Source organism: Embleya sp. NPDC056575, assembly GCF_042793325.1.
Taxonomy (GTDB): domain Bacteria; phylum Actinomycetota; class Actinomycetes; order Streptomycetales; family Streptomycetaceae; genus Embleya.
On record NZ_JBHTVA010000037.1, the window covers coordinates 59,362 to 84,270 of the forward strand.

At 72.4% G+C, this 24,909-nt stretch carries 22 protein-coding genes and 2 tRNA genes; 7 read left to right on the top strand and 17 right to left on the bottom strand.

All coding sequences use genetic code 11. The features are described 5' to 3' along the window. Window positions 1–69 precede the first annotated feature (69 nt). The 4 genes from ACFRCG_RS27540 to fabF all read left to right on the top strand — a co-directional run bounded on the left by ACFRCG_RS27540 (window position 70) and on the right by fabF (window position 3,880). On the top strand, window positions 70–1,023 hold the full coding sequence (locus tag ACFRCG_RS27540; protein ID WP_380036272.1) for an ACP S-malonyltransferase: 954 nt from the start codon (window positions 70–72) through the stop codon (window positions 1,021–1,023). 73 nt (window positions 1,024–1,096) lie between these two features. Beyond that, window positions 1,097–2,107 carry a beta-ketoacyl-ACP synthase III gene (locus ACFRCG_RS27545; RefSeq protein ID WP_380036274.1) on the top strand — a complete coding sequence of 337 codons (1,011 nt, stop codon included), beginning with the start codon at window positions 1,097–1,099 and terminating at the stop codon, window positions 2,105–2,107. A gap of 81 nt (window positions 2,108–2,188) precedes the next feature. After that, window positions 2,189–2,434: an acyl carrier protein gene (locus ACFRCG_RS27550; RefSeq protein ID WP_371863166.1), complete on the top strand. Its 246-nt coding sequence runs from the start codon at window positions 2,189–2,191 to the stop codon at window positions 2,432–2,434. Between the two features lie 144 nt (window positions 2,435–2,578). Further along, window positions 2,579–3,880, top strand: a complete 1,302-nt coding sequence (fabF, locus tag ACFRCG_RS27555; RefSeq protein WP_380036276.1) for a beta-ketoacyl-ACP synthase II — start codon at window positions 2,579–2,581, stop codon at window positions 3,878–3,880. Window positions 3,881–4,227: 347 nt separating this feature from the next. Here fabF and ACFRCG_RS27560 read toward each other — a convergent pair whose 3' ends face one another. Beyond that, on the bottom strand, window positions 4,228–4,722 hold the full coding sequence (locus ACFRCG_RS27560) for a DUF3145 domain-containing protein (protein ID WP_379995325.1): 495 nt from the start codon (window positions 4,720–4,722) through the stop codon (window positions 4,228–4,230). Window positions 4,723–5,050: 328 nt separating this feature from the next. Here ACFRCG_RS27560 and ACFRCG_RS27565 point away from each other — a divergent pair, with 328 nt between their 5' ends. Beyond that, window positions 5,051–6,022, top strand: coding sequence for an SGNH/GDSL hydrolase family protein (locus ACFRCG_RS27565; RefSeq protein WP_380036278.1), 972 nt, complete (start codon window positions 5,051–5,053; stop codon window positions 6,020–6,022). A gap of 195 nt (window positions 6,023–6,217) precedes the next feature. Here ACFRCG_RS27565 and ACFRCG_RS27570 read toward each other — a convergent pair. Both ACFRCG_RS27570 and ACFRCG_RS27575 read right to left on the bottom strand, forming a co-directional pair. Continuing rightward, a tRNA-Ile gene (locus ACFRCG_RS27570) sits at window positions 6,218–6,291 on the bottom strand. A gap of 250 nt (window positions 6,292–6,541) precedes the next feature. Next, window positions 6,542–7,516 (bottom strand): LLM class flavin-dependent oxidoreductase, encoded by a 975-nt coding sequence (locus ACFRCG_RS27575; protein WP_380036280.1) that lies wholly within the window; start codon window positions 7,514–7,516, stop codon window positions 6,542–6,544. Between the two features lie 107 nt (window positions 7,517–7,623). Between ACFRCG_RS27575 and ACFRCG_RS27580 the strand changes: the two genes are divergently transcribed. After that, complete coding sequence (locus ACFRCG_RS27580; RefSeq protein WP_380036282.1) at window positions 7,624–8,160, top strand: nuclear transport factor 2 family protein; 537 nt, start codon at window positions 7,624–7,626, stop codon at window positions 8,158–8,160. Window positions 8,161–8,217: 57 nt separating this feature from the next. On the opposite strand, the gene ACFRCG_RS27585 is transcribed toward ACFRCG_RS27580, so the two are convergent. Then, a tRNA-Asn gene (locus ACFRCG_RS27585) sits at window positions 8,218–8,293 on the bottom strand. Window positions 8,294–8,455: 162 nt separating this feature from the next. Here ACFRCG_RS27585 and ACFRCG_RS27590 point away from each other — a divergent pair. Next, window positions 8,456–8,755 (top strand): YtxH domain-containing protein, encoded by a 300-nt coding sequence (locus tag ACFRCG_RS27590; protein ID WP_380036284.1) that lies wholly within the window; start codon window positions 8,456–8,458, stop codon window positions 8,753–8,755. A 206-nt stretch (window positions 8,756–8,961) separates the two neighbouring features. Here the strand turns inward: ACFRCG_RS27590 and ACFRCG_RS27595 are convergent, their stop codons facing one another. The 13 genes from ACFRCG_RS27595 to lepB (ACFRCG_RS27655) all read right to left on the bottom strand — a co-directional run bounded on the left by ACFRCG_RS27595 (window position 8,962) and on the right by lepB (ACFRCG_RS27655) (window position 24,708). Beyond that, the gene (locus tag ACFRCG_RS27595) at window positions 8,962–10,434 is read right to left on the bottom strand and encodes an FGGY-family carbohydrate kinase (protein ID WP_380036286.1); all 1,473 of its coding nucleotides are present in this window, start codon (window positions 10,432–10,434) and stop codon (window positions 8,962–8,964) included. Between the two features lie 41 nt (window positions 10,435–10,475). Beyond that, window positions 10,476–11,594, bottom strand: coding sequence for an RNA polymerase sigma factor (locus ACFRCG_RS27600; protein ID WP_380036288.1), 1,119 nt, complete (start codon window positions 11,592–11,594; stop codon window positions 10,476–10,478). Window positions 11,595–11,722: 128 nt separating this feature from the next. After that, a complete protein-coding gene (gene dnaG, locus ACFRCG_RS27605) occupies window positions 11,723–13,663 on the bottom strand; it encodes a DNA primase (protein ID WP_380036290.1) in 1,941 nt (646 codons plus the stop codon). Between the two features lie 57 nt (window positions 13,664–13,720). Beyond that, a complete protein-coding gene (locus ACFRCG_RS27610) occupies window positions 13,721–15,001 on the bottom strand; it encodes a deoxyguanosinetriphosphate triphosphohydrolase (protein WP_380036292.1) in 1,281 nt (426 codons plus the stop codon). 66 nt (window positions 15,002–15,067) lie between these two features. After that, a complete protein-coding gene (gene whiG, locus ACFRCG_RS27615; protein WP_379995307.1) occupies window positions 15,068–15,916 on the bottom strand; it encodes an RNA polymerase sigma factor WhiG in 849 nt (282 codons plus the stop codon). A 614-nt stretch (window positions 15,917–16,530) separates the two neighbouring features. After that, window positions 16,531–17,691 (bottom strand): DNA-processing protein DprA, encoded by a 1,161-nt coding sequence (gene dprA / locus ACFRCG_RS27620; RefSeq protein ID WP_380036294.1) that lies wholly within the window; start codon window positions 17,689–17,691, stop codon window positions 16,531–16,533. 493 nt (window positions 17,692–18,184) lie between these two features. Further along, entirely contained in the window at window positions 18,185–19,792 is a 1,608-nt protein-coding gene (locus ACFRCG_RS27625) for a YifB family Mg chelatase-like AAA ATPase (protein ID WP_380036296.1), read from the bottom strand. A 2-nt stretch (window positions 19,793–19,794) separates the two neighbouring features. Then, entirely contained in the window at window positions 19,795–20,208 is a 414-nt protein-coding gene (locus ACFRCG_RS27630; RefSeq protein WP_380036298.1) for a YraN family protein, read from the bottom strand. Window positions 20,209–20,326: 118 nt separating this feature from the next. Continuing rightward, window positions 20,327–20,653, bottom strand: a complete 327-nt coding sequence (locus ACFRCG_RS27635; protein ID WP_078979196.1) for a DUF2469 domain-containing protein — start codon at window positions 20,651–20,653, stop codon at window positions 20,327–20,329. Window positions 20,654–20,798: 145 nt separating this feature from the next. Then, window positions 20,799–21,368, bottom strand: a complete 570-nt coding sequence (locus tag ACFRCG_RS27640) for an NUDIX hydrolase (RefSeq protein WP_380036300.1) — start codon at window positions 21,366–21,368, stop codon at window positions 20,799–20,801. A gap of 85 nt (window positions 21,369–21,453) precedes the next feature. Further along, a complete protein-coding gene (gene lepB / locus ACFRCG_RS27645; RefSeq protein ID WP_380036302.1) occupies window positions 21,454–22,497 on the bottom strand; it encodes a signal peptidase I in 1,044 nt (347 codons plus the stop codon). A gap of 140 nt (window positions 22,498–22,637) precedes the next feature. Beyond that, entirely contained in the window at window positions 22,638–23,768 is a 1,131-nt protein-coding gene (gene lepB, locus ACFRCG_RS27650; protein WP_380036304.1) for a signal peptidase I, read from the bottom strand. After that, entirely contained in the window at window positions 23,761–24,708 is a 948-nt protein-coding gene (gene lepB / locus ACFRCG_RS27655; protein WP_380036306.1) for a signal peptidase I, read from the bottom strand. Before lepB (ACFRCG_RS27655) ends, lepB (ACFRCG_RS27650) begins: the two co-directional genes overlap by 8 nt. Window positions 24,709–24,909: the final 201 nt, after the last annotated feature.

Consider the following 24,909-nt stretch of genomic DNA (forward strand, 5'->3'; position numbering starts at 1 on the left):
AGTCACCATCGGATCTTCGTCCCTGCCGATAAGGGGATGCCACCCCTCGCAGGAGAGAGGCTTGACCTCGTGCTCGTACTCGTCGCCCCCGGACAGGGCGCTCAGACGCCCGGATTCCTCGCCCCCTGGCTCGACCTCGACGGCGTGGCCGACCGGCTGCGCTGGTGGTCGGCCGTCACCGGCCTCGACCTGATCCACTACGGCACCAAGGCCGACGCCGACGAGATCCGTGACACGGCGGTGGCCCAGCCGCTGCTCGTCGCCTCGGGTCTGGTGGCCGCGTTCGCACTGTTCCCGCAGCCCGACGACGTCCCCGGTGCGGTACGCGCCGCCGCCGGCCACAGCGTCGGCGAGCTGACCGCCGCGGCCGCCACCGGCGTGATCTCCGCCGAGACGGCGCTGACCCTGGTGCGCGAGCGGGGCCGGGCGATGGCCGCCGCCGCCGCGGTCACGCAGACCGGGATGAGCGCGGTCCTGGGCGGCGACCCCGAGACGGTGCTCGCCAAGATCGCCGAACACGGCCTGACCCCGGCCAACATGAACGGCGCGGGCCAGATCGTCGCCGCCGGCACCCTGGAGCAGTTGGCCGCGTTCGCCGCCGATCCGCCGGAGAAGGCGCGCCTGCGACCGCTGGCCGTGGCCGGCGCGTTCCACACCGAGCACATGGCACCGGCGGTGAACCGCCTGGCCGAACTGGTCCCGGGCGTGAGCGTGCGCAATCCGAGCGTCCCGTTCCTGTCCAACGCCGACGGCACCGTCCTGCACGACGGCCACGACGTGGTCGCGCGCCTGGTCAGCCAGGTCTCCAACCCGGTCCGCTGGGACCTGTGCACGGAGACCATGAAGGACCTGGGCGTGACCGGCCTGATCGAGGTCACCCCCGCCGGCACCCTGACCGCTCTGGCCAAGCGCGCCATGCCGGGCGTGGAGACGGTCGCGCTGAAGACTCCGGACGACCTCGAGGCCGCCCGGAAGCTGGTCGAGGCGCACGGTGGCCCGACCGGCCCCCAGAGCCCGTCGTGATGCCCGTCGCGACACCCGCTCTGCACCCGGCCGCGAACCCACCCGGCCTCGAACCCGTACGGGAGGACCACGCGTGACCGCAACCATCACCCCCCGCGCCGGAGCCGCGCACGCGCGCATCCTCGGCGTCGGCGGTTACCGTCCGGCCCGGATCGTGCCCAACTCCGAGCTGGTGGACCGGATCGACTCCTCCGACGAGTGGATCCAGTCCCGTTCCGGGATCCGGACCCGGCGCTGGGCCTCCCCCGAGGAGACCGTCGCCGAGATGTCCGTCGCGGCGGCCGGCAAGGCCCTCGCGCACGCGGGTCTGGACGCCTCGCAGGTCGGCTGCGTGATCGTCTCCACGGTCACCCACCTCAAGCAGACCCCGGCGATCGCCACCGAGATCGCACACCGCCTGGGCGCGGGTGGCGGCCGGGCGGCGGCGTTCGACGTCTCCGCGGCCTGCGCGGGCTTTTGCTACGGCGTCTCGCTCGCCAGTGACATGGTCCGCGGCGGCAGCGCCGAATACGTCCTGGTGATCGGCGTCGAGCGGCTGAGCGACCTGACCAACCTGTCCGACCGGGGCACCGCGTTCATCTTCGGCGACGGCGCGGGCGCCGTGGTGATCGGACCCTCGACGACCCCGGGCATCGGCCCCGTGGTGTGGGGTTCGGACGGTTCCCAGGCCGAGGCGATCACCCAGACCGTCGACTGGAACGACCTGCGCGACGACCGCGAGCAGGAGTTCCCCACGCTCAAGATGGAGGGCCAGAAGGTCTTCCGCTGGGCCGTGTGGGAGATGGCCAAGGTCTGCGAACAGGCCCTGGACGCCGCCGGCGTCAAGGCCGAGGACCTGGACGCGTTCATCCCGCACCAGGCCAACATGCGGATCACCGACGCGATGATCAAGGCGCTCAAGCTGCCCCCCGAGGTGCCGGTCGCCCGCGACATCGCCGAGAACGGAAACACCTCCGCCGCGTCCATCCCGCTCGCCATGGAGCGCATGCTCGAAAGTGGCGAAGCGGTCAGCGGCGGGACCGCGTTGATCATGGGATTCGGGGCCGGCCTCGTGTACGCGGGGCAGGTCATTACGCTTCCGTAGTCCCCCGTCGGTCGCCGCGAGGCGCCGATCGGACGAGCAGCACAGCTTTACGTCACCGCAAGATTCCAATCAAGGAGCATCATGGCTAGCCAGGAGCAGGTCCTCGAGGGCCTCGCCGACATCGTCAACGAGATCGCCGGCGTCCCCCAGGACGAGGTCGAGCTGGACAAGTCCTTCATCGACGACCTGGACGTGGACTCGCTGTCGATGGTCGAGGTCGTCGTGGCGGCCGAGGAGAAGTTCGAGGTCAAGATCCCGGACGACGACGTCAAGGGCCTCAAGACCGTCCGCGACGCGGTGGACTACATCGTCAAGGCCGCCGCCTAGGTCGGATGTAGCGCCGGTCGTTCTCCGGGCCGGACCGCGTTCGCGCGTCCGGCCCGGTCCGTCGCAGTCACACCACGGGCCCCGGCATCGCCGCACCCTCGGCACGCCGGCCGCCCGAACCCACAGCGTGAGAGTGAGAAGACAGTGAAGTCGACCGAGCGCAACGACGCCACGCGGGCCGTGGTGGTCACCGGCCTGGGTGCGACCACGCCGGTCGGCGGCGATGTCGCGACCACGTGGTCCGCGTTGCTCGCGGGCACGTCCGGCGCGCGGGCGCTGACCGAGGAATGGGCCGAGCAACTGCCGGTCACCTTCGCCGCGCGGATCGCGGTCGAGCCCCTCGAGGTCATGCCGAAGGTCGAGGCGCGGCGCCTGGACCGCTCCGGCCAGTTCGCCATGATCGCCGCGCGCGAGGCCTGGCTCGACGCCGGCTACGCCGCGAAGAACACCGTGCCCGAGGACGCCCCGGACGCCCTCGTGGTGGACCCGACCCGCCTGGGTGTGGCCATCGCCTCGGGCATCGGCGGCGTCACCACCCTGCTCGACGCGTGGGACACCTTCCACGAGAAGGGCCCGCGCCGGGTCGGCCCGCTGACCGTGCCGATGCTCATGCCCAACAGCCCGGCCGCCAACGTCGGCATCGAACTGGGCGCGCGGGCCGGTGTGCACACCCCCGTGAGCGCGTGCGCGTCCGGCGCCGAGGCGGTCGCCTACGGCCTGGAGATGATCCGCTCGGGCCGCGCCGACGTGGTGGTCTGCGGCGGCACCGAGGCCGCGATCCACCCGCTGCCGATGGCCGCGTTCGCGAACATGATGGCGATGTCCAAGCGCAACGACGAGCCGCAGCGCGCGTCCCGCCCGTACGACAAGGGCCGCGACGGCTTCGTGATGGGCGAGGGCGCCGGCGTCCTGATCCTGGAGAGCGCCGAGCACGCGGCGGCCCGCGGGGCCCGCGTGTACGCCGAGGTCGCGGGCGCCGGGCTCAGCTCCGACGGCCACCACATCGCCCAGCCCGAGCCCACCGGCCGCGACATCGCCCGCGCGATGGCGCTCGCGCTGGCGGACGGCGACCTGGCGCCGGAGGAGATCGTGCACGTCAACGCGCACGGCACCTCGACCCCGGCGGGCGACGTCACCGAACTCAAGGCGATCCGCGCGACGCTGGGCGACGCGGCGGCCGACAAGGTCACCGTCACCAGCACCAAGTCGATGACAGGCCACCTGCTCGGCGGCACCGGCGCGGTCGAGTCGGTGGCCACCGTGCTCGCCCTGCACCACCGCCTCGCGCCGCCCACGATCAACGTCGACGATCTCGACGACGAGGTCGACATGGACATCGTGCGGGGCGAGCCGCGCACGCTGCCCGACGGCACGATCGCGGCGCTGAACAACTCGTTCGGCTTCGGCGGGCACAACGTCGTGGTCGCCTTCCGCAGCTTCGAGTAAGGCCCCACAGTCGCACACCCGTTCGTGCCCCCGTCGCGGATCTCGCGGCGGGGGCACGAATGTTCGCGGCCGAATCCGGCGCCGCCGACCGGGTGATCGACGTGCCCGGGAGTACTCGCGTACCGGCGCCGACCGACCCGAGGCAACCCACAAGAGGGACGAATCACCCACGCCGGGGCGACCGTTCGTCCCGCCGTGCCCCCGGGGCGCATCCACCGGCAACCCGCTCCGACGGCCGCTCTCGATCCCAAGGCGGAGACGCGAGCGACCCTTCCGGATGATTCGGGAGGGCCGCTCGTGTCGGTATGTCTATACGCATGTCTTCGTCTCGGGGATCCCCCGCGTGCTCAAACCACCTGGTGCAGCCAGCGCACCGGGGTGCCCTCGCCCGCGTAGCGGAAGGGCTCCAACTCGTCGTCCCACGGCTTGCCGAGCAGCTTCTCCACCTCGGAGCGCAGATCGACCTCGCCCCGCGCCGCCCGACCGAGCACCGCGCGCAGCCGGTCCTCCGGGATCAGGATGTCGCCGTGCGCCCCCGTGACGGCGTGGAAGATGCCGAGCTCGGGGGTGTTGCTGTAGCGCTCCCCCTCCGTGTTGGCCGAGGGCTCCTCGGTGGCCTCGAAGCGCAGCAGGTGCCAGCCGCGCAACGCCGAGGCGAGGCGCGACGCGGTACCGGGCGCGCCCTGCCAGCACAGCTCGGCCCGCAACATCCCGGGCGCCACCGGTTGGCGGACCCAGTCCAGACTCACGCGCACGCCAAGAACGCCCGCTGCGGCCCACTCGACGTGCGGGCACAGCGCACGCGGCGCGGAGTGCACGTACAGAACTCCACGTGTCGTCACCGGGACCTCCAGGCTTCAAGGACGAGGTTCGCCTTCCCCAGCGGCCTCAAGCCTTGTCTCGGACTGCCTGTTCGAATCCCGGTCTTCCATTGTGCCCCACAGACCACGGATGTACCACAGGCACCAGTTGCTGTCCGTAATCACATGTGGGCAATTGTCCGATGTGCAGGAACAATTCGTTACTCACCGTATCGGAATGGTGAGCCACTGCACTCAACGTGCCCGGCCGCCGACGACGCCACTCCCGGCATTGTCGGCCTTCACACGAAGGAGTGACATACCGTCGATGGACATCGTCGTGTCGATGCTAGGGGGCGGAGGGGGCGGCGTGGGTCGGAAACGACGAGTAGGGGCGGCAACCGCGATGGTGGTCGCGGCGTTGTTGACGTTGTCCTCCTGCATGGATTCGGGCGACGGCGACAAGGCCGATCCGGCGGCTGCCGGGGATCGACTTATTGCCGGGCCGAGTGGTGGGCAAACCCCGACACCCGGCAACCCGACCGCGGCCGAACAGCCCAACGGCAAGGTGCTGTCGCCTGCACCCGAGAAACCACCCACCGCGACCGTGCCGCCCCGGCCCCATTCGATGGCGGCCCTGGGCGACTCGATCACCCGGGGGTTCGATACCTGTTCACCGCTCCAGGACTGCCCGGAGAAGTCGTGGGCCACGGGCACCTCGGCCGATGTGAACAGCCACGCGAAGCGGCTCGGCCTGCCGGCCGACGCCGTGTTCAACAACGCCAAGACCGGCGCGAAGATGACCGATCTGGCGGGTCAGGCCCGGCAGGCGGTCGGCCAGCGGGTCGACTACGTCACGATCCTGATCGGCGCCAACGACGCCTGTCGGCACACCGTGGACGAGATGACCTCGCCGGGCACCTACGAGAGCCAGTTCCGCGACGCGCTGGGCGTCCTGCGCACGGGCCTGCCGAACACGCGTGTGCTCGTGGTCAGCATCCCGGACCTGGGTCGCATGTGGGAGACCGGGCACGACGAGTTCCTGGCCCGCACGGTGTGGTCGGTGGGCAACGTGTGCCAGTCGATGCTGGACGACCCGCAGTCGACCAAGCCCGACGCGCTGGACCGCCGACAGCGGGTCCGTGACCGGGTGACCGCGTACAACGCCAAGCTGCGCGAGGTGTGTTCGACCTGGGCCAACTGCCGCTACGACGGCGGCGTGGTCAACACCCAGCGGTTCGGCAAGAACGACGTGAGCCACTGGGACTGGTTCCACCCGAGCGCGTCCGGCCAGCGCACGCTCGCCGAGGTGACGTCCCGCCAGGGATATACATGGGGATAGCCCGTTCGAGTGATTTCACTCCCGGAATCCATCAAAAGCCCGCTAAGCTCTGACTCGACTACGGAAAAGAGTCGCCCGACGACACACAGCAACCAACACATCGGGTGGGACGAGCCGACACGCAAGCACACGGTACGAGGGCACGGCATGGGAACTCGAATGCGGTCGGCACTCGACGGCGCCGAGAAGAACGGGTGGGGCGGGTGGGACTCGAACCCACGGCCAGAGGATTATGAGTCCCCTGCTCTAACCAGCTGAGCTACCGCCCCTTGCCGTCCGCTGCCGGACAGCCTGACGCAGCATAACCGGTCAGGCCCGACCAACGCCCGGGGGGATCCTCGCGGGCGTGGTCTCATCCTGCCCGAAACCGTTCGCATCCCGCCGTCGATCGCAGACAGTCGATCGTCCGTGCCATACGCGCGATCCGTCCGCCGCTTCCTCGCCCTCGGCGCCCGTCACGACGCCGGGGGTGAGGCGCGGGGGGCGAGGTGGGGGGCGCGCCAGGGGTGGGGCGCCGCGCTATGCCACCAGCGGCGCCAGGCGGGAGCACAGCGTGGTCACGTGGGCGCGGACCATGTCCTCGGTCATCCCGCTCAGCGAGGCGAAGAACCACACCGTCTCGATCGGCGTATCGGCCACGTAGGCCCGGATCTCCCGCGCCGCGTCCTCCGGGGTGGCGTGCAGGAAGTGGCCGGGCGCCGCGGACAACCCGCGTGCTCGCCAACGGTTCGGGTCGATCGGGCGCGGCGGCGCGGCCCCGGTGCCCTCCGCCGCGTACCGGTGGTAGCCGTCCCACTGGTGCGCGAGGTGGCGGGAGACCACCGGCCAGTCCCGCTCGGGATCCTCGGTGATCCAGCCGTTGAGCAGCCCGGCCATCCGCGCGGTCGCCGGATCGTGCCCCCCGGCGCGCAGGCCGTCCAGGTACGGCGCGGCCATCGCCGGGTTCGCGGTGAGCAGCGACTCGCCGAGCAGTCCGGCCCGCCGCGCGCCCTGCGGCCCCTGGTAGCCGAGCCAGATCCGCGGCCGGCGCTGCACGGGCGGCGGGCTGATCGTGCCGGTCTCCCACAACCTGCGAATCTCGCGCGCGCTCGCGTCGGTGGCGCCGAATCGGGTCGCGAGCAGGTCGCCTCGGTCGAAGAGGTCGTACTCGGGCCTGCGGTAGCCGGTGCCGATGCCCAGCTCCAGCCGCCCGCCGCTGACCAGGTCCACGACCGCGGCCTCCTCGGCCAGGTGCGCGGGGTGGCGCAGCGGCGCGATGGTCACACCGGTGCCGATCCGGGCCCGCTTCGTGCGCGCGGCGATCGCGGCGGCCAGCGTGAGCGGCTGGCTGAGGTAGCCGTCGTCGAAGCCGTGGTGCTCGGTGGTCCAGATCGAGTGCACGCCGAGCCGGTCCGCCTCCTCGCACAGCTCCAGTGTGAAGGCGTACAGCCGGGACCAGTCCTGGCGCCACTCGACCGGATTGCGCAGGTCCAGATAGATGCCGACGTCGACCATGCGCGCTCCCCACGGGGTGGGCGTCCCGACGGGCCGACCCGGAGCGTGGTCCGGGTCGGTCGTCTGACACCGTGATATCTGACTGGCCGTCAGCTTACGGAGGCAGCATGTCGGATTCGATCACCACCCGGCTCGATCGCCTGGAGGCGCACGAGCAGATTCGCCAACTGGCCGCCCGCTACGCGCTGGCGCTGGACAGCCGGGACGTGCCGGCGCTGGCCGACCTGTTCGTGCCGGACGTGCGCACGGGGGCGGGCGGTGTGGGTCGGGCCGCGCTCGCCGAGTGGTTCGATCCGGTGTTGCGGCCGTACGGGATCACCTTCCACCTGATCGGGAACCACGTGATCGACCTGGTCGACGAGGACCACGCGACGGGTGTCGTGTACTGCCGTCCCGAGCACGAGGTGGGCGACCTGTGGGTGGTGATGCCGATGCAGTATCGGGATCGCTACGAACGGCGGGACGGGCGCTGGTACTTCCGCAGCCGCAAGCCCAGGGCCTTCTACGCCGCCGACGTGCTGGAGCATCCGCTGGCCGTGCCGGGGCGCTTCCACTTCCCCGACAACCCGATGATCACCGATGCGCGGTTGCCCGAGGAGTGGCCGTCCTGGCAGGAGTTCTGGGCCCGGACCGGGAGCGAATGAGCCGACGCGGCCCGGATACGCGACAGCGCCCGCCGGTGGACCGGCGGGCGCTGTCGATGGCTCCCGCAATTGGACTCGAACCAATAACCTGCCGGTTAACAGCCGGCTGCTCTGCCAATTGAGCTATGCGGGATTGCGTCGGACCGTCTGGCGGTCGCTGCGTGGAATACATTAGCGCATTCCGAGGGGTGGCCCGCACCAGGGTTTTTCCGGTAGGACCTCACAGGTTGCCTACGCACGTCGCCCGGGTAGGCGCTGACGTGCACGGGCGGGACAAACGACCGCGGAGGACACCATGATCAACAAGCTCACCTTCGTCACCGGCCTCGCCATCGGCTACGTCCTGGGGGCGAAGGCCGGGCGGGAGCGGTACGAGCAGATCCGCAAGCTTTCCGGCACGGTGGCGAGCAGCCCGCCGGCGCAGAAGGCCGGGCACGCGGCGGCCGGGCTCGGTCGCGAGGCGGGCGCCAAGGCCGGCCGCGCGATCGGCGAGCACCTGCCCGAGCGGGTGGGTCGGCACCTGCCGGACCGCTTCGGCGGACACGGCACGAACGGCACGTCGGTGACGTCGTCGCGCCACGGCCAGGGGCTGTAACACCTCGGACCACGCCCACAACGCGCCGGTGGTCCCGGGCGGAACGACGGGGATACCCGTGGACCCGCCCGGGACCACCGGCGCGGGCACCCATGGCACGCCCGGACGGGCGAGCCGGCACCTCCACCCACATCCGTCGATTCCCGCACGCCGGCGACCGGCATGGCCCAGGCGGCGGGCGCGGGCGGCGGGGTCTCGGGCGTTTGTCAGTCTCTTCTGTGGCGGCCGCTCGTCTCGGCGTTTTCCCGTGGTGGGGTCACGGCGCCGGGGTGCAGGCGGTTGCGTACCTCGCGGTACTGGGCCCGGACCGCGTCGCCGAGGGCGAGTTCGTCCTCGTCGGCCCGGATGAACGTGTCTATGTCCGCAGGCCACTCCGGCAGCACCCCGAACAGCGCCCAGGCCGCCTGCCGGGCCGCGCCACGGGCCACGAACCGGCCCGCGAGCGCCGCCGGCGGCACCGCGGTCGGCACGCCGAACAGCGCGGGCGCGATCCCCGCCACCGCCGCCGAGCGTGCTCCCGGACCGATCAGGATCAGCCGCTCCACCGCCACATCCCGATCGCGCAGCGCGTCCAACGCGTCCGAAACGCCGCACAACATCCCCTCGACCCCGGCACGCGCGAGCGCCGGCGGGGTCATGCTCTCCCGGCGCAGCCCGGTGAGCGTGCCCGCCGCGTGCGGCAGGTCGGGGATGTGTTCGCCCTCCAGGTAGGGGAGCAGGACCAGCCCGCTCGCGCCCGGCGTGCACTCCAGCGCGATGCGATCGAACTCCTCGGCGTCCACGCCGAGCATCGAGGCGGTGCCGCGCAGCACCCGGGCCGCGTTGAGGGTGCGCACCAGCGGCAGGTATCGCCCGGTGGCGTCGGCGTACGAGCCGACCACGCCCGCGGGGTCGGCCAAGGGCACGGGGTGGACCGCGAACGCGACGCCGGTGGTGCCGAGCGACACCACCACGTCGCCGTCGGCCAGGTCCGCGCCGAGGGCCAGCGCCGCCTCGGCACCGGTGCCGGGTGCGACCAGGATCCCCTCCGGCGTACGCCCGGCGGCGGCGCCCGGCGGCAGCACGATCGGCGCGCGCGGCACCCGGCCGATGGCCAGGTGTATGAGGTCCTCGCGCCACTCCCCCGTGGTCGCGTAGTAGCCGGTGGTGGAGGCGTCCGCCCGGTCGGTGACCGGGTCCGGCGGGCAGCCGAGCAGTTGCCAGGTCACCCAGTCGTGCGGCAGCAGCACGGTGGCGATCCGGGTCACCGCCTCGGGCTCGAACCGGGCGAACCGGCGCAGTTGCGCGATCGCGGACGAGGAGCCCGGCACCGCGCCGGTGGCGGCCGTCCACGCGGCCGGGCCGCCGAGCGCGTCCACCAGGTCGGCGGCGGCGCCGGAGGCCGAGGAGTCCTCGTCGGGCAGCGGATGCCCCAGGATCACCCCCTGGGCGTCCAGCGGCACCGCGCCGTGGTTCTGCGCGGCCACCGCGATCGCCGCCACGCCGTCGAGGAGACCGCCCGCCGCGGCCTCCCCGAAGGCCCGCAACCACGCGCCCGGCGTGGTCGAGGCGCCCTCGGCGTACGCGGCGCGCCCCTGGCGCAGCGGCGTACCGGTCGCGGCGTCGCAGACGAGAATGCGCAACTGGTGCGCTGAGCAGTGCACCCCGGCGACGAGGGTGGGTGTCGGGCTTGTCGGCATGGGCGAATTCTGACAGCAGACGTAAGCCGAAACGCCAGGGATCAGTCGAGATAGCCCCGCAGTTGCTCCGAGTACGACCGCTCGCGGAGCCGGGACAGGGTGCGTGACTCGATCTGGCGTATGCGCTCCCGGGTCACCCCGAAGACCCGGCCGATCTCCTCGAGCGTGTGCGGTTCACCGTCGGCGAGCCCGTAGCGGAGCTGTACCACCTGCCGCTCGCGGTCGCCGAGTGTGGACAACAGTGCCTCCAGGTGCTCGCGCAGCATCAGGTAGGCGGCGGCCTCGGCCGGGGCGGTCGCGTCGGTGTCCTCGACGATGTCGCCGAGCAGCACCTCGTCCTCGCCGACGGGGGTGTGCAGCGACACCGGCTCCTGGGCCAGCCGCAGGATCTCGGTGACCCGCTCGGCGGTGAGGTCGAGCACGGCGGCGACGTCCTCGGCGGTGGGTTCCTCGCCGCGCTCCTGCAACAGGCGGCGCTGGACCCGGATGACCCGGTTGATCAGTTCGACCACGTGTACCGGGACCCGGATGGTCCGGGCCTGGTCGGCCAGCGCCCGGCTCATCGCCTGGCGGATCCACCACGTGGCGTAGGTGGAGAACTTGAAGCCCTTGGTGTAGTCGAACTTCTCCACCGCGCGGATCAGCCCCAGGTTGCCCTCCTGGACCAGGTCGAGCAGGCCCAGACCGCGGCCGACGTAGCGTTTTGCGATCGAGACCACCAGGCGCAGATTGGCCTCGATCAGCCGGCGTTTGGCGCGTTCGCCGTCGCGGACCAGGATGGCGAGCGCGTCCCGGGCGGCGGGGTCGGCGGGCGGGTCGTCGAGCAGGCGGGCCCCGGCGAACAGTCCGGCCTCGACCCTGCGGGCCAGGTCGACCTCGTCGGCGGCGCTCAGCAGCGGCACCCGGCCGATCTCGCGCAGGTACTGGCGCAGCAGGTCGGCGGAGGAGCCGGCGGATTCGGCGGGGCGGGCGAGTTCGTCGGGTTCGCCGTCGCCGGCCGGCGCGGCGGTCGCCTCGACCACGGTCGGGGTGGGTGGCGCGGTTCCTGGGGTGACGTGCTTCGTGAGGACGGTGGCCGGGCCCGGTTCAGGCTCATCCGTCCGTTCCGTGTGGGCGGGGTCGCCGCCGGGCGTTTTCCCCCCTCTGGTGCGCCGATGCACCTTCCCCAGTCTGCTGCACGAGGGGGCCTGTAGCCGAGAGTCCGGGCGGGGAAATCTCGCCCGGCGTGGGCGGTTCGCCCGATTCGGCCGGCCGGGAGGGGGCTTTGGGGTGCCCGGCCCGACGGTGCTCAGCCGCCGGGGGCGTAGAGGGCCTCGGCGCCGCGGTCGAGCAGGGCCCGCTTGTACGTCTCCAGGGTGGTCAGCTCCTGCCAGACCCACCCGTACTCCTCCGCGTCGCGGCCCGGGTCCAGGCGCAGCAGACGGGATTTGGCGTCGGCGATCCGGCGTTCGGCGGAGAACACCCGCAGCCGGACCAGGTTGCCGTCGGCGTACGCCCGGTCCGGGTCGCTGCTCAACCGCATGTTCTCCACGGCCAGTTCGGTGACCATGTGCCGCACGGCGTCGTCGGGCGCCGCGACGCGCACCTCGCCGACCCAGTTCGGGGTCTGCGCGAGGTCGCAGCACACGCCGCCGGCGGTCGCGATCGCCGTGCGCACCGCCGCGTACGGCGCGGCGGTGAACTCGTCCGCCTCGTAGTGGTCGAACGCGGGCGCGACCAGCGCGGGCGCCTGGAGCGCGAGCTTGAGCACCTCGCGCTGGACCGCCTGGCACATGTCGCGCGGGTCGGGGCGAAAGCCCGCGGGGCGCTGCGGGGCCGCCGGCTGTCGGCCGTTGGCCGGGGTGGCGGGCCCCTGGGTGGGGCCGCCGCCGCGCTCGCCGCGCGCGGCCCGCTCGCGCTGCCACCGGTTGACCTGGGCGACTCGGCCGACCACGAACTTCTCGTCCAAGAAGCCCAGCATCGAGTCGAGTCGGACCGCGTAGGTGTGACGCAGCGCCTGGTCCTTGATGCCGGCGATGACCGGCGCGGCGGCGTCGAGGGCGGCGACCCGGCCCTCGGCGGTGGACAGGTCGTGGCCCTCGATCCGGCTGCGGATGGCGAACTCGAAGAGCGGGACACGCGCGTCGATCAGGGCGAGTACGGCCTCGTCGCCCTGTTCCAGGCGCAGGTCGCACGGGTCCAGGCCGCCCGGCTCGACCGCGACGAACGTGCGGGTGACGAACTTCTGGTCCTCCTCGAACGCGCGCAGCGCGGCCTTTCGGCCGGCGGCGTCGCCGTCGAAGGTGAAGATCACCTCGCCGCGGAACTCGCCGGAGTCCATCAGCAGTCGGCGCAGCACCTTGATGTGCTCGTCGCCGAAGGAGGTGCCGCAGGTGGCGATCGCGGTGCCGGCGCCGGCGAGGTGGCAGGCCATCACGTCGGTGTAGCCCTCGACGATGACCGCCCGGCCGGACTTGGCGATCTCCTTCTTGGCCAGGTCGAGGCCGTAGAGCACCTGGGACTTCTTGTAGATGGGCGTCTCGGGGGTGTTCAGGTACTTGGGGCCGTTGTCGTCGTCGTAGAGCTTGCGCGCGCCGAAGCCGATCACGTCGCCCGTGATGTCGCGGATCGGCCAGACCAGCCGGCCGCGGAAGCGGTCCATCGGGCCGTTGCGGCCCTCGCTGGCCAGCCCGCCCTCCAGCATCTCCTGCGGGGTGAAGCCCTTGCCGCGCAGGAATCGGACCAGGTTCTCCCAGCCCTTGGGCGCGTAGCCGAGCGAGAACCGCTCGGCGGCGTCCTGCGGGAAGCCCCGGTCGGCGAGGAATCGGCGGGCGGTCTCCGCCTCGGGGGTGCCGAGCTGGTCGGCGAACCACGCGGCGGCGATCCGGTGCGCCTCGACCAGGCGGGTGCGCCGGCCCTGCTGGCGCCCGGGGGTGTAGCCGCCCTCCTCGTAGTGCAGCTCGATGCCGTACTGCTGGGCCAGCCGCTCCACCGTCTCGGAGAACGTGGTGTGGTCCAGGCGCATGACGAAGTCGAGAACGTCGCCGCCTTCGCCGCAGCCGAAGCAGTACCAGAGGTTCTTGGCGGGGCTGACCTGGAAGGAGGGGGACTTCTCGTCGTGGAAGGGGCAGAGCCCCTTGAAGTTTCCTCCGCCCGCGTTGCGCAGTTGCAGGTGTTGTTCGGCGATCTCCGCGATGCGTGCCGTCTCGCGGACCCGCCTGACGTCTTCTTCACGGATACGGCCGGCCACGATCGTCGAGTCTACGGGTCCGTCCGACACTCGGGGGCGGTGACGGGTCGGGCCGGTTCATCGGGTGGTCAGCGTGGCGTGCAGGGTGAGGGCGGCGCGGTCGGTCAGGGAGGCGACCTGGTCGATCACCACGCGCAGCCGGGCCGCGTCGGTGTCGGCTTCGATCCAGTCCTCGCGCAGGGACGCGTCCAGCCGCTCGGGGGCGCCGGCGGCGAGCAGTTCGACCAGGTCGGTGAGGACGGTGCGCTGGCGCTCGCGCAGTTGTTCGGCGCCCTCGCGGGCCATTACGTAGCGCGCGGTGACCGCCTTGAGCACCGCGCATTCGAGGCGGATCTCGCGCGGGACGATCAGGTCGGCGGCGTAGCGAAGGACCGGCGCGGTGCCGTACAGCTCCCGGGTGGCGTGCTCGGCGGCCAGGCAGAAGCGGCCGATCAGGCCGCTGGTGGCGTTCTTGAGCCGGGCCTGGGCGCGGCGCGAGCCGTCGTAGCCCGCCGGCCAGAAGTCGAGCGCGAGCAACCGGTCCAGCGCCTCGCCGAGTTCGTCGGCCACGCAGTCGGGGCGGTAGCGGCGCACGGTGAGGTCGAGCAGTTCGCGGCGCTCGCCCGCGTCGCGCAGGCGGACCAGGTCGAGGCGGTGCGACTGGACGGCGTCCTCCAGGTCGTGCACGGAGTAGGCGACGTCGTCGGACCAGTCCATCACCTGGGCCTCCAGGCAGCGGCGGCCGGGGTCGGCACCCTCGCGCACCCAGTCGAACACGGCCCGGTCGTCGTCGTACGCGCCGTAGGCGTGCTTGTCCTGGCGGCGGGGCCACGGGTATTTGAGCACCGCGTCGAGGCCGGCGCGGGTCAGGTTCAGGCCGACGCTGCGGCCGTCGGGGGCGAACGTCTTGGGTTCGAGCCGGGTGAGCAGGCGCAGGCTCTGCGCGTTGCCCTCGAAGCCGCCGCAACTCTTGGCCGCCTCGTCGAGGGCGCGTTCGCCGTTGTGGCCGAACGGCGGGTGGCCCAGGTCGTGCGCCAGGCAGGCGGTCTCCACGAGGTCCGGGTCGCAGCCGAGCGCCTGGCCCAGCTCACGGCCGATCTGGGCGCATTCGAGCGAGTGGGTGAGCCGGGTGCGCGGGCTGTCCTGGCCGGCCGGGGTGCTCTCGCCGGGGGTCACCACCTGGGTCTTGCCGGCGAGTCGGCGCAGCGCGGCCGAGTGCAGCACCCGGGCCCGGTCCCGCTGGAACGCGGTGCGCCCGCGTCGTTTGTTGGGCTCGGGGACCCAGCGGGCGAGGTCGTCGGGGCCGTATCGCCGCGGTACGGAGCGGGGTGTCGCCGGGGCTGCCGATGTGCTGTCCACTTGTCCACATTAAGGAATCACCCCGACATTCGACGAAGGCCGGGCCGCGAACACCGCGCGAAGCCTTCACCGCGCGTCGGACAACTTGCCGCGCAGTTGGAGCACGGCCTTGGTGTGGATCTGGCAGGTGCGGCTCTCGGTCACCCCGAGCACCTGGCCGATCTGGGACAGGGTCAGTCCCTCGAAGTAGTAGAGCGTGACCACGGTCTTCTCCCGTTCCGGCAGCGCGTTGACCGCGCGGGCGAGCAGGTGGCGCATCTCGCGGCTCTCGGCCACCTCGACCGGGTCGTCGGCGGTGGTGTCCTCCAGCGTGTCGACCAGGCTGAGCCGGTCGCCGCCGTCCTGGCCGGTGTGCAGGAGTTCGTCGAGGGCCATCACGTTGATCAGCGAGAGCTGGCTGAAGATCGCGTGCAGGTCCTCGAGCGCGATGCCCATCTCGCGGGCCACCTCGACCTCCGAGGGGGTGCGGTTGAGCTTGGCCTCCAGCCCCGCGTACGCCAGTTCGACCGCGCGGGCCTTCTGTCGGACGGATCGGGGGATCCAGTCCAGCGCGCGCAGTTCGTCGATGATCGCGCCGCGGATGCGACTGATCGCATAGGTTTCGAATTTGATCGCGCGATCAAGATCGAACTTCTCGATCGCGTCGATCAGGCCGAACATCCCGTACGAGACGAAATCGGCCTGGTCCACATTGGCCGGAAGGCCGACGCCGACCCGCCCGGCGACGTACTTCACGAGCGGCGAGTAATTCAGGATGAGGCGTTCCCGCAGGGTGGGGTCCCCCGAGCGCTTGAAGTCGCTCCAAAGGTTCTCCAGCGCGCGGTTGGAAGCGCCACCGTCCTCGACGGTGACGGCCGGTCCGTTCTCGGACGCGGCCGCGGTGGCGCTCTTACGCCCTGGGGTGTGCTTGGGCATACGTGGCCTTGTGTCGTTCCACGGAAACGTGCGTGTAGATCTGCGTCCTCGCGAGCGTAGCGTGACCTGACGACTCCCGAGCGCTACAACGACGGGGCTCGGCCCCGATCGCCCGAATCACGGCATCCCGCCCGAAGCCGCCCGGCGCGCGCCGAACCGCCTCGGACCGAGGCGTAGGGGTCGCTCGGCGCCACCCGCACCACGCCCCTCGACACACCCGCGCACGCGGCGACCCCCCTGCGGCGGACCCACCGGCCCGGCCCGCACGGCATTGCCCACGGACAGCACCCGCACCCCAGGGGGCGCACACCCCGCCCCCCGCACTCCTCCACGCTCCGGCACCGGCGCCCAGGCAACCGACGCCCCGGGGGGCGCGCCGGTGGTGGGGGTGGGCTCGGGGGCGGGGCGCGCCGGAGGCTTCGTCGTGGGCCGTGTCGGAGTGTGGTGGGTGGGTCCGGTGGGGCGGCGACGAGTCGCCGTCGGGGCGACCGCGGTCGCCGGTGGGGTGATCCTGTCCGGGGCGGCGTTCTCGGGCGCGCTCGTCGGTCACGGGTATGGCACACCTCCTCGATCGGGCCTCCTCCCCTCACGGTGATGATCACTGCGGCCCCAGGTCAAGCACCGCCACGGCGACGCCACCCCTTCGAGGTGCGATCCACGAGTTCGCGGGCCGCCAGCACGTCGAGTCGGCGTCGCGTGGCGGCCGGCGCCGATCCCGCCTCGTGCGCGATCGCGGCCGTGGACAGCGCGCCACGCCACGGCACCACGTCCAGGATCCGGCGGATCTCGGGCGGCAGGTCGTCCCCCGGGCGGCTCGGGCCGGCCAGGACCGGCGCGAGGTCGTCACCGATCACCCCGACCTGCTCGATCACCTCGGCCGCCCGGGTCACCAGGACCGACCCCGGCTCGCGCAGCAGCACGTGTACGCCCGCCGAACTCGGCGAGCCGATCGGCCCCGGCACGCCCATCACCTGACGGCCGAGCAGCGCGGCCCGCCGGGCACTGATCAGCGCACCGCTGCGCAGCGCCGCCTCGACCACCACGGTGCCCCGGGTCAGTGCCGCGATGACCCGATTGCGCTCGATGAAGCGGTAGCGGGTCGGGTGCGCGCCCGGCGGCAGCTCGGTGACCAGCACGCCCTTCTCGGCGATCCGGGCCAGCAGCCGCTCGTGCCCACGCGGATAGTTCACGTCGATGCCACACGCCAGCACGGCGACGGTGGACCCGCGCACCGCGAGCGCCCCCCGGTGCGCGGCCCCGTCCACCCCGTACGCGCCGCCGGAGACGACCGTCCAGCCCGCCTCGGCCAACTCGGCCGCGAACGCCCCCGCGACGTGCGCGCCGTAGTCGGTGCACGCCCGCGCGCCCACCACCGCCACCGACCGCAGCGCGGCGAGCCGCAGCGGGGTCGCGCCGCGCGTCCACAGCCCCAGCGGCCGGGCGTCCCCGAGGTCGTCGAGCTGGGTGGGCCACCCCGGATCACCGGGAACCAGAAAGCTCCCACCCACCTCGGCGAGCCGAGCCCGGTCCTCGTCCGGATCACGCGCCCCGAGCCGAACCCGATACCCCGCCGGATCCCGCCGAGCCAACTCCCCGGGCAACGCACCACGCCCCCGCAGATCCCGCAACAACCGAGCGGCCCCGTACACCCGCACGGCCCGCCCGAACACCGCGTCCCCGGGCTCCACCAGCCGACTCAACACCGCCCGAGCCGCGCGCTCCCCCTCCACATCCCGCTCGGGAAAGTCCCCATCCCCCCAAGGCAACGACTCCACCCCACCCACCCCCACACCTTCCATCCCCCAACGCCCCACCGGGCCCGGCAAAGCCCCCACCCGCCAAAAGACCGCCAACCCCTCGGATGCCGACCGCGTGCGGTGCCGGACCGGCACGGGCGCCCCGCGCTCCCCCCGGGCCACCCATGCGCAACTCCCATCCACCCCGCCGTGGCCGCCCCCGACCGTCCGCCCCGCACACCCGCACCACCCCCACCGGCCGCACACGAGGCCGCGAGCCGCCGGGCGAGCGCGGGCGCGCGGGCCCGGTCGGGGGCCGCGGTGCGGGTGAGCCCCGGGGCGAGGCGACGGCGGTGCCCCGGACGCGTGGTCAGGGGCGGGTCCACATCCGACGCTGCCGGACCTACGTGGTGACGCGGTGGCACGGGCGGTGCTCCGTTCGACCCGGACCACCCCGTCGCAACTCCCACCCACCCCACGGGCCCGCCCCCGCCTTCCGCATCCGCGACCGGCCTGTCGTGTCGGCGGTTCCTCATCCCTCGAACCCGTCGTCGTCCGCCGTGTCGCCTCGGATCACTCCCGTGCGCAGTTCGAGGGCCGTGTCCACGTCGGCGCGGGTGGGGCGGGGGTGGGCGTGCAGGTCGGCCAGGGTCCAGGCGACGCGGAGGACGCGGTCGAGACCTCGGGCGGTCAGGAAGCCGCGCTCCATGTCGCGCGCCGCCCGGTCGAGGGCGTCGGCGTCGACCGTCCACCGCGTGCGCAGCTCGCGCCCCGGCACCTCCGCGTTGACCGTCCACCCCGTGTCGGCCAGCCTCCGCGCGGCCCGCTCCCGGGCCGCCAGCACCCGTGCGGCCACCACCTCCGACCGCTCCCCCGCCCCCTCCGGGGCGAACAGCTCGGCGCGGGAGACCGTATCCACCGTGACCCGCACATCGATCCGGTCCATCAGCGGCCCGGACAGCCGGGCCAGGTACTTGTGCCGCATCAGCGACGAGCACGTGCAGTCCAGACCACGCCCGGAGAACCGCCCGCACGGGCACGGGTTGGCCGCCATCACCAGCAGGAACCGGGCCGGGAAGCACAACATCCCCCCGCTGCGCGCCACGGTGACCGTGCCCGACTCCAGCGGCTGGCGCAGCGCGTCCAGTACCCGCCCGCTGAATTCCGGGCTCTCGTCCAGAAACAACACGCCCCGATGGGCCAGCGAGACCGCGCCCGGGCGTGGGAGGCCGTTGCCGCCGCCGACGATCGCCGGCATCGTCGCGCTGTGGTGCGGCGCGCAGAACGGCGGCGTGGTCACCAGCGGCAGGTCGGGGCGCAGCGTGCCCGCGATCGAGTGCACCGCGCTGACTTCGAGCGAGGCCGGTCCGTCCAGCGCCGGCAGGATCCCGGGCAACCGCTCGGCCAACATGGTCTTGCCCGCACCCGGACTGCCGAGCAGGAACAGGTGGTGCCCGCCCGCGGCGCACACCTCGAGGGCCCGGCGGGCCCGGCCCTGACCGGCCACGTCGGCCAGATCGGCCGACGCCGACCCGGCGGGCGGGCCCGCCGTCAAGGTGCCGACCACGGCGAGCGGATCGGGGCCCAGACCGATGTCGCGCACCGCCGCCGGCTCGGCCGGCGCCGGCTCCCCGCGCAGCCTCGCCAGCAGGTGCCGCAGCGACGTCGCCCCCCACACGGCGACCCCCGGCACCAACTCGGCCTCGCCGGCCGCCACGGAGGGCACCACCACCCGGGCGCACCCGGCCGCCGCGGCGGCCATCACCGCCGGCAACACCCCGCGCACCGGCCGCAAGCGCCCGTCCAGGCCCAGCTCGCCGATCATCACCAGGTCCTCGATCGCGCGCGGGTCCAGCACGCCCGCCGCGGCCAGCATCGCGACCGCGATCGGCAGATCGAAGCCCGATCCCGTCTTGGGCACCGTCGCCGGCGACAACCCCACCGTCAGCCTGCGCTGCGGCCACTCCTCGCCGCTGTTGACCACCGCCGCCCGGACCCGCTCCTTGGACTCCACCAAAGTCCGGTCCGGCAGGCCCACGAGGGTGAACGTGGTCACCCCCGGCTCCAGGTCGGCCTGTACCTCGACCACGACGCCGTCCACCCCGACCAGGGTGACCGACCGGGTGCGCGCGAAGCCCATGCTCAGCACACCCCCCGGACGTGCTCGACCCCGGCCGCCCCACGCACCGCCGCGACCACCGCGACCAGGTCGATCCGCACCTCGCGCCCCGGCGGCCCGGCAAGCGGGTTCGCCGCCCGCCAGCGCTCGGCCAGCACCCGCAGCCGGGCGGCCTTGACCGGGCCGATCGCCTCCAGCGGGTGCTCGAACCCACCCGCGCGCCGGGTCTTGACCTCGCACACCACCAGGACCGGCCCGTCGCGCGCGACGATGTCGATCTCGCCGTCCCGACACCGCCAATTGCGCGCCAGGACGGCCATGCCCGCCTCGGTCAGATAGCGCGCCGCGACCCGCTCGCCGTAGCGCCCCACCGCGCCGTTCCGGGACTGCCGGGCCGGGCCGCCCCGGCCCTCCCTGCCACTCTCGTCGGTCCGCACGACAACCACCTCCGGGCTCGACGCTGCCGGAGCCGGAGGTGGTCGTGTGTCGACCCACCGCGACCTGTGGACAAACCGGTCGTTGTGGATGTCGCCCTTGCGGGCGCGCGGAGTCCGCTCAGCCGCCGAACCCTTCGTTGCCCGCGGGCATCTCGAATTCGCTCTTGGTCAGTTCCTCGACGTTGACGTCCTTGAACGTAAGAACCCGAACATTCTTCACGAATCGCGCGGGTCGATACATGTCCCACACCCACGCGTCCGCCATGGACAACTCGAAGAAGACCTCCCCGTCGGCCGACCTCACGTGCAGCTCGTACTGGTTGGTGAGGTAGAAGCGCCTTTCCGTCTCGATGACGTACTTGAAGAGACCCACGACGTCGCGGTACTCGCGGTAGAGCTGCAGCTCCATCTCGGTCTCGTACTTTTCGAGATCTTCCGCACTCATGCGCGCCCCTCGCTCCTGCGCTTCGCTGACGCCTCCCATTGTGTACCGGCGACCCTCGCGCCCACCGGCGCACCATGGCACAACCGTCCGGGACACCCCGGGCGGCCCGGATCGACCGGCCGTCGAGCCGCCGGCGCCGCGGTGCTCAGCCGTTCCACCACTCGAACGGCTCGTCGATCAGCTCGCCGGCCAGGAACCTCGGCAGCAGCTCGGGCAGCCGGCCCGGGTAGAACCGCGCCGGCGCCGCCCGGATCTCGTCCACCGGCCACCACACCGCCTCCTGGTACTCGGCCAGCTCGTCCGCGGTCCACAACGAACGGTCCTCGCAGACCGCGGGCGCCCGCTCGGCGACCCGGACCAGGACCACGAACTCGTGTTGCACCCGCCGATGCCCCGGCCGCACCCAGGTCACACTCCGCCGCCAGGTCGGCGGTCCCACCTCGGCGGGCTCGATCCGCAGGCCGGTCTCCTCCCGAATCTCCCGAACGGCCGCGTCCACATAGGTCTCCCCGGGGTCCAGGCCGCCGCCCGGCAGGTCGTACCAGTCGGACGGATCGGATTCGGGGACCCGGGTGCGAAACAGCAGCACCCGGTCGTCGGGGTCGAGAATCACCACGCGCACGGCGCGTCGTTCCAGGTCGGGAGCCAGGTCGGCGGGATAGTCCGGCACCGGCTCCGGTACGTCTCCGGGCCATGACACGGGTTGAGTCGTCATCCCCGGATTGTGCCCCGAGCCGCGAACGGCCGGGTCGCGCGGGAGGGGGTTCCCGAGCGCCCGGCCGGATGCGAGAGGTCGGCCGTCAGGCCGGCGGCGCCGCCGAGGGCGGGCGCGTGGCCGTACGCTCCTCGGGCCCGCCGCGCCGCCTGCGCCGCCACCACACCAGCGGCACCGCCCCGATCAGCCCGGCCGCCATCGGGGTGCCGCCGATCACGTCGAGCCCGAGGCCCGGCTGGTCGAAGGTGCTCGGCACGCCGAGGCCGTGGATCCGGTTCAGCGGCCACACCACGGTGAACGCGCGCCCGATCACCTGGTCCTTGTCCACCGTCCCGTTGAACGGCTGGTCCATGTGATAGCGCGAGTCGGACGAGTTGTCCCGGTTGTCGCCCATCAGCCAGATCCGGCCCTTGGGCACGGTCACGTCGAACACCTTCGTCGACGGGGCCACGCCCTTCTTCAGGTACGAGCTCTCGTCCAACGGCTTGCCGTTGACCATGAGCCGGCCCTGCGCGTCGCAACACTGCACCCGGTCGCCGCCGACCCCGATCACCCGCTTGATCAGGTCCTTCTCGTCGGCGGACGGCATCAGGCCGACCCAGGACATGCCCTTTTGCAGCCCGCGCACCACCGCGTTGTCGGACTGCTTCGGCGCCTCCTGGAGCCAGTTGCCCGGGTCGTGGAAGACCACCACCTGCCCGCGCTCCGGCTCCGCGCCGAACCACGGCGAGAACTTGTTCACCAGGACCCGGTCGCCGACCTTGATGGTGTTCTCCATCGACTCCGACGGAATCGAGAAGGCCTGCACGAGGAAGGTCTTGATGAGCAGCGCCAGGACCACCGCGATCACCAGAAGCAGCGGCAGCTCCTTCCAGAACGACCCCTTCTTCTTGCGCCGTTCGCCCGAGGCCGAGGCGCCCTCGTCGGTGCCGGTGCCCTCCGGTCCACCGGCACCCTCCGGCTCGCCGGAGTCGCCCGATCCCCCGGAGTCGCCCGGACCACCGGGACCGCCGGGGCCGTCCGCGTCCGGCGGTCCGCCCGCACCCGGACCACCGGTCGCGGGGGTCGGCGCCACCGGCGGAAAGATCGGCGCCGCGTCGGCGGCGGCCCCGTTCTTCGGATGCTTCACCAGATCGGGCGACTGCCGGGGCCCGTCCCCGCTCGTTGGTTGGGTCGGTGGCGCTCCGGGATCGTGCGGCGCGTCGGTCGGATGCCGCTCGTGCGGCTCCCGCCCACGATCGTCGTCTCCACCAGCGGATCGCGCTCCGATCACGACTTCCCCCACGGCGCCTCCTCGTACCCGTGCAGGCCACACGGCACCCGGTCGGGGCTGTCCACCGGCTGCCCACAGCTCTGTCTTGATGATTTCCGACCCGTGCCGCGCACGTCGCCGGGTCGATGTCGACCCCACGGGGCCGGCATGCGCCGGCGCGAGCGTACACGTCGGCGTAGCAGGACCAGCGGAACCGCACCCACCATTCCCATAACGACCGGGGTGGGCGGGAGGATCGCAACCGACAGGGCTTTGTTCCCGAACGTGTCCGGAACCGGCAGCCGATGCGCGCGACCGAACGGCCAGGCCACCATGACGGCCCGCCCGACCACGTCGTCCACCGGGATCGTGCCCTGATAGGGCCGATCCATATGTGCCCGCGAGTCGGCCGAGTCACCACGATGGTCGCCCATCACCCACAGTCGCCCCTTGGGCACGGTCACACTGAAGCGCTTCTCCGAGGGCGCGTTGCCCTTGTACAGGTAGGGCTCGTCCAGCGGAACACCGTTGACGGTGATTCGCCCGGACGGGTCACAGCAGGCCACCGTGTCGCCGCCGACCCCGATCACTCGCTTGATCAGGTCCTGTTCGTCGTCCGAGGGCAACATGCCCACGAACACGAGACCCTGCTTGAACTGCTTGAGGCCGGGCGGCGGATCGTCCGTCTTCTTCTTGCCCAGCCAGCCGCCCGGGTCCTTGAAGACGACCACCTGGCCGCGCTCGGGGGTCCACCCGAACCACGGCGAGAACTTGTCCACCAGGACCCGGTCGCCGACGTCGATGGTGTGCTCCATCGATCCCGACGGGATGTAGAACGCCTGCACCAGAAACGTCTTGATCAGCAGCGCGAGGGCGAGCGCGATCACCGCGAGCATCGGCAGTTCTCGCCACAGCGGCACCACCTTGTCCTTGCGGCGCGAACGCCTGCCCCGGCGTCGGCGCGCGGGGGCGGGGGTCCGCGCCTCGACCGACGGCGCCGCCCGGACCGGTTCGGCCTCGCCGAGCGCCACCGCGCCCACGACCTCCGGAGTCGGGAGCGGACCGGCCCCGCCCTCGGGGTGGGCACTCGGCCGCGCGGGCGCCGGATCGGCGGCCCGGGCGCCCTTGGGCTTGCCGCGTTTACCCACGGCGGTCGAAGTCCGACCGATCGAACGTCTTCGGCCGATCCGCGCCCTGGATCCGCCCGAACGGCCAGATGATCCACTGCGCGCGCCCGATCACCCGGCTCTCCGGCACCATGCCGCCACCGGGGTCGCCCAGGTGGTCGCGCGAGTCGGCCGAGTTGCTGCGATGGTCGCCCATGACCCAGAGCTTTCCCTTGGGCACCTCGGCCTCGAACGGGAAGTCGGAGGGCTTGTCGCCCGGATGCAGGTAGTCGCCCTCGTCCAGCGCCACCCCGTTGACGGTGACCCGACCCTGCGTGTCGCAACACTTGACCACGTCGCCGCCGATCCCGATGACGCGCTTCACGAAGTCGTTGTCGTCGGGGTTGGTGAAGCCGAACACCCCGCCGAGCTTGCGCAGCGCGCCGGTCACCGGGTCGGGCGAGCCGGTGCCCTCGGGGGTGAACGAGCCGCGCCCGTCGAAGACGATCATGTCGCCGCGGTGGATGTCCCCGTACTTGTAGGCGAGTTTGTTCACCAGGACCCGATCGCCGACCTCTAGCGTGTTCTCCATCGAACCGCTGGGGATCACGAACGGCTGGGCGACCCACGAGTTCACCACCAGGACGACGACCATTGCGATCGCGACCAGGAGCGGAAGTTCGACCCACGCGGGCATTCGCCGCCGACGCGGCGCGTCGGGAGCACCCTCGGCCTCGGGGCCCGACTCGGCCTCGGAATCGCCCTCGGCGTCACCGTCGGGGTCGCCGTCGGACTCGGTCCCGGCGACAACGTCGGTCCCGGATGCGGTCGCGGCCTCGGACGCGGTCCCGGGCTCGGGTGCCGTCTCGGCCGCCGAACCCGCCCCGTCCTCGGGGGTGTCGGCCTTCTCCGGGCCCTTCGACGGAGCATCGACACTCGCCTCGGCCGCCGAGCCGACGCCCGCACCGCCGCCCGTGCCCACCGTCGAATCCTTTGCGAAATCAGGGGACTTCGGCGCCGCCGGCACCGTCCCGAGCGCCCCGTCGAGCCCGCCCCCGTGACCACTCCCGCCCGACGCCCGTCCCGGGACACGCGAAGGCCGCGCCTCCACGACCTCGGTGGACGAGGTACCGGCGGATTCCTCCGCCGTGGAGGCACGGCCTCTGCTCTGCTCTGCGTCGTC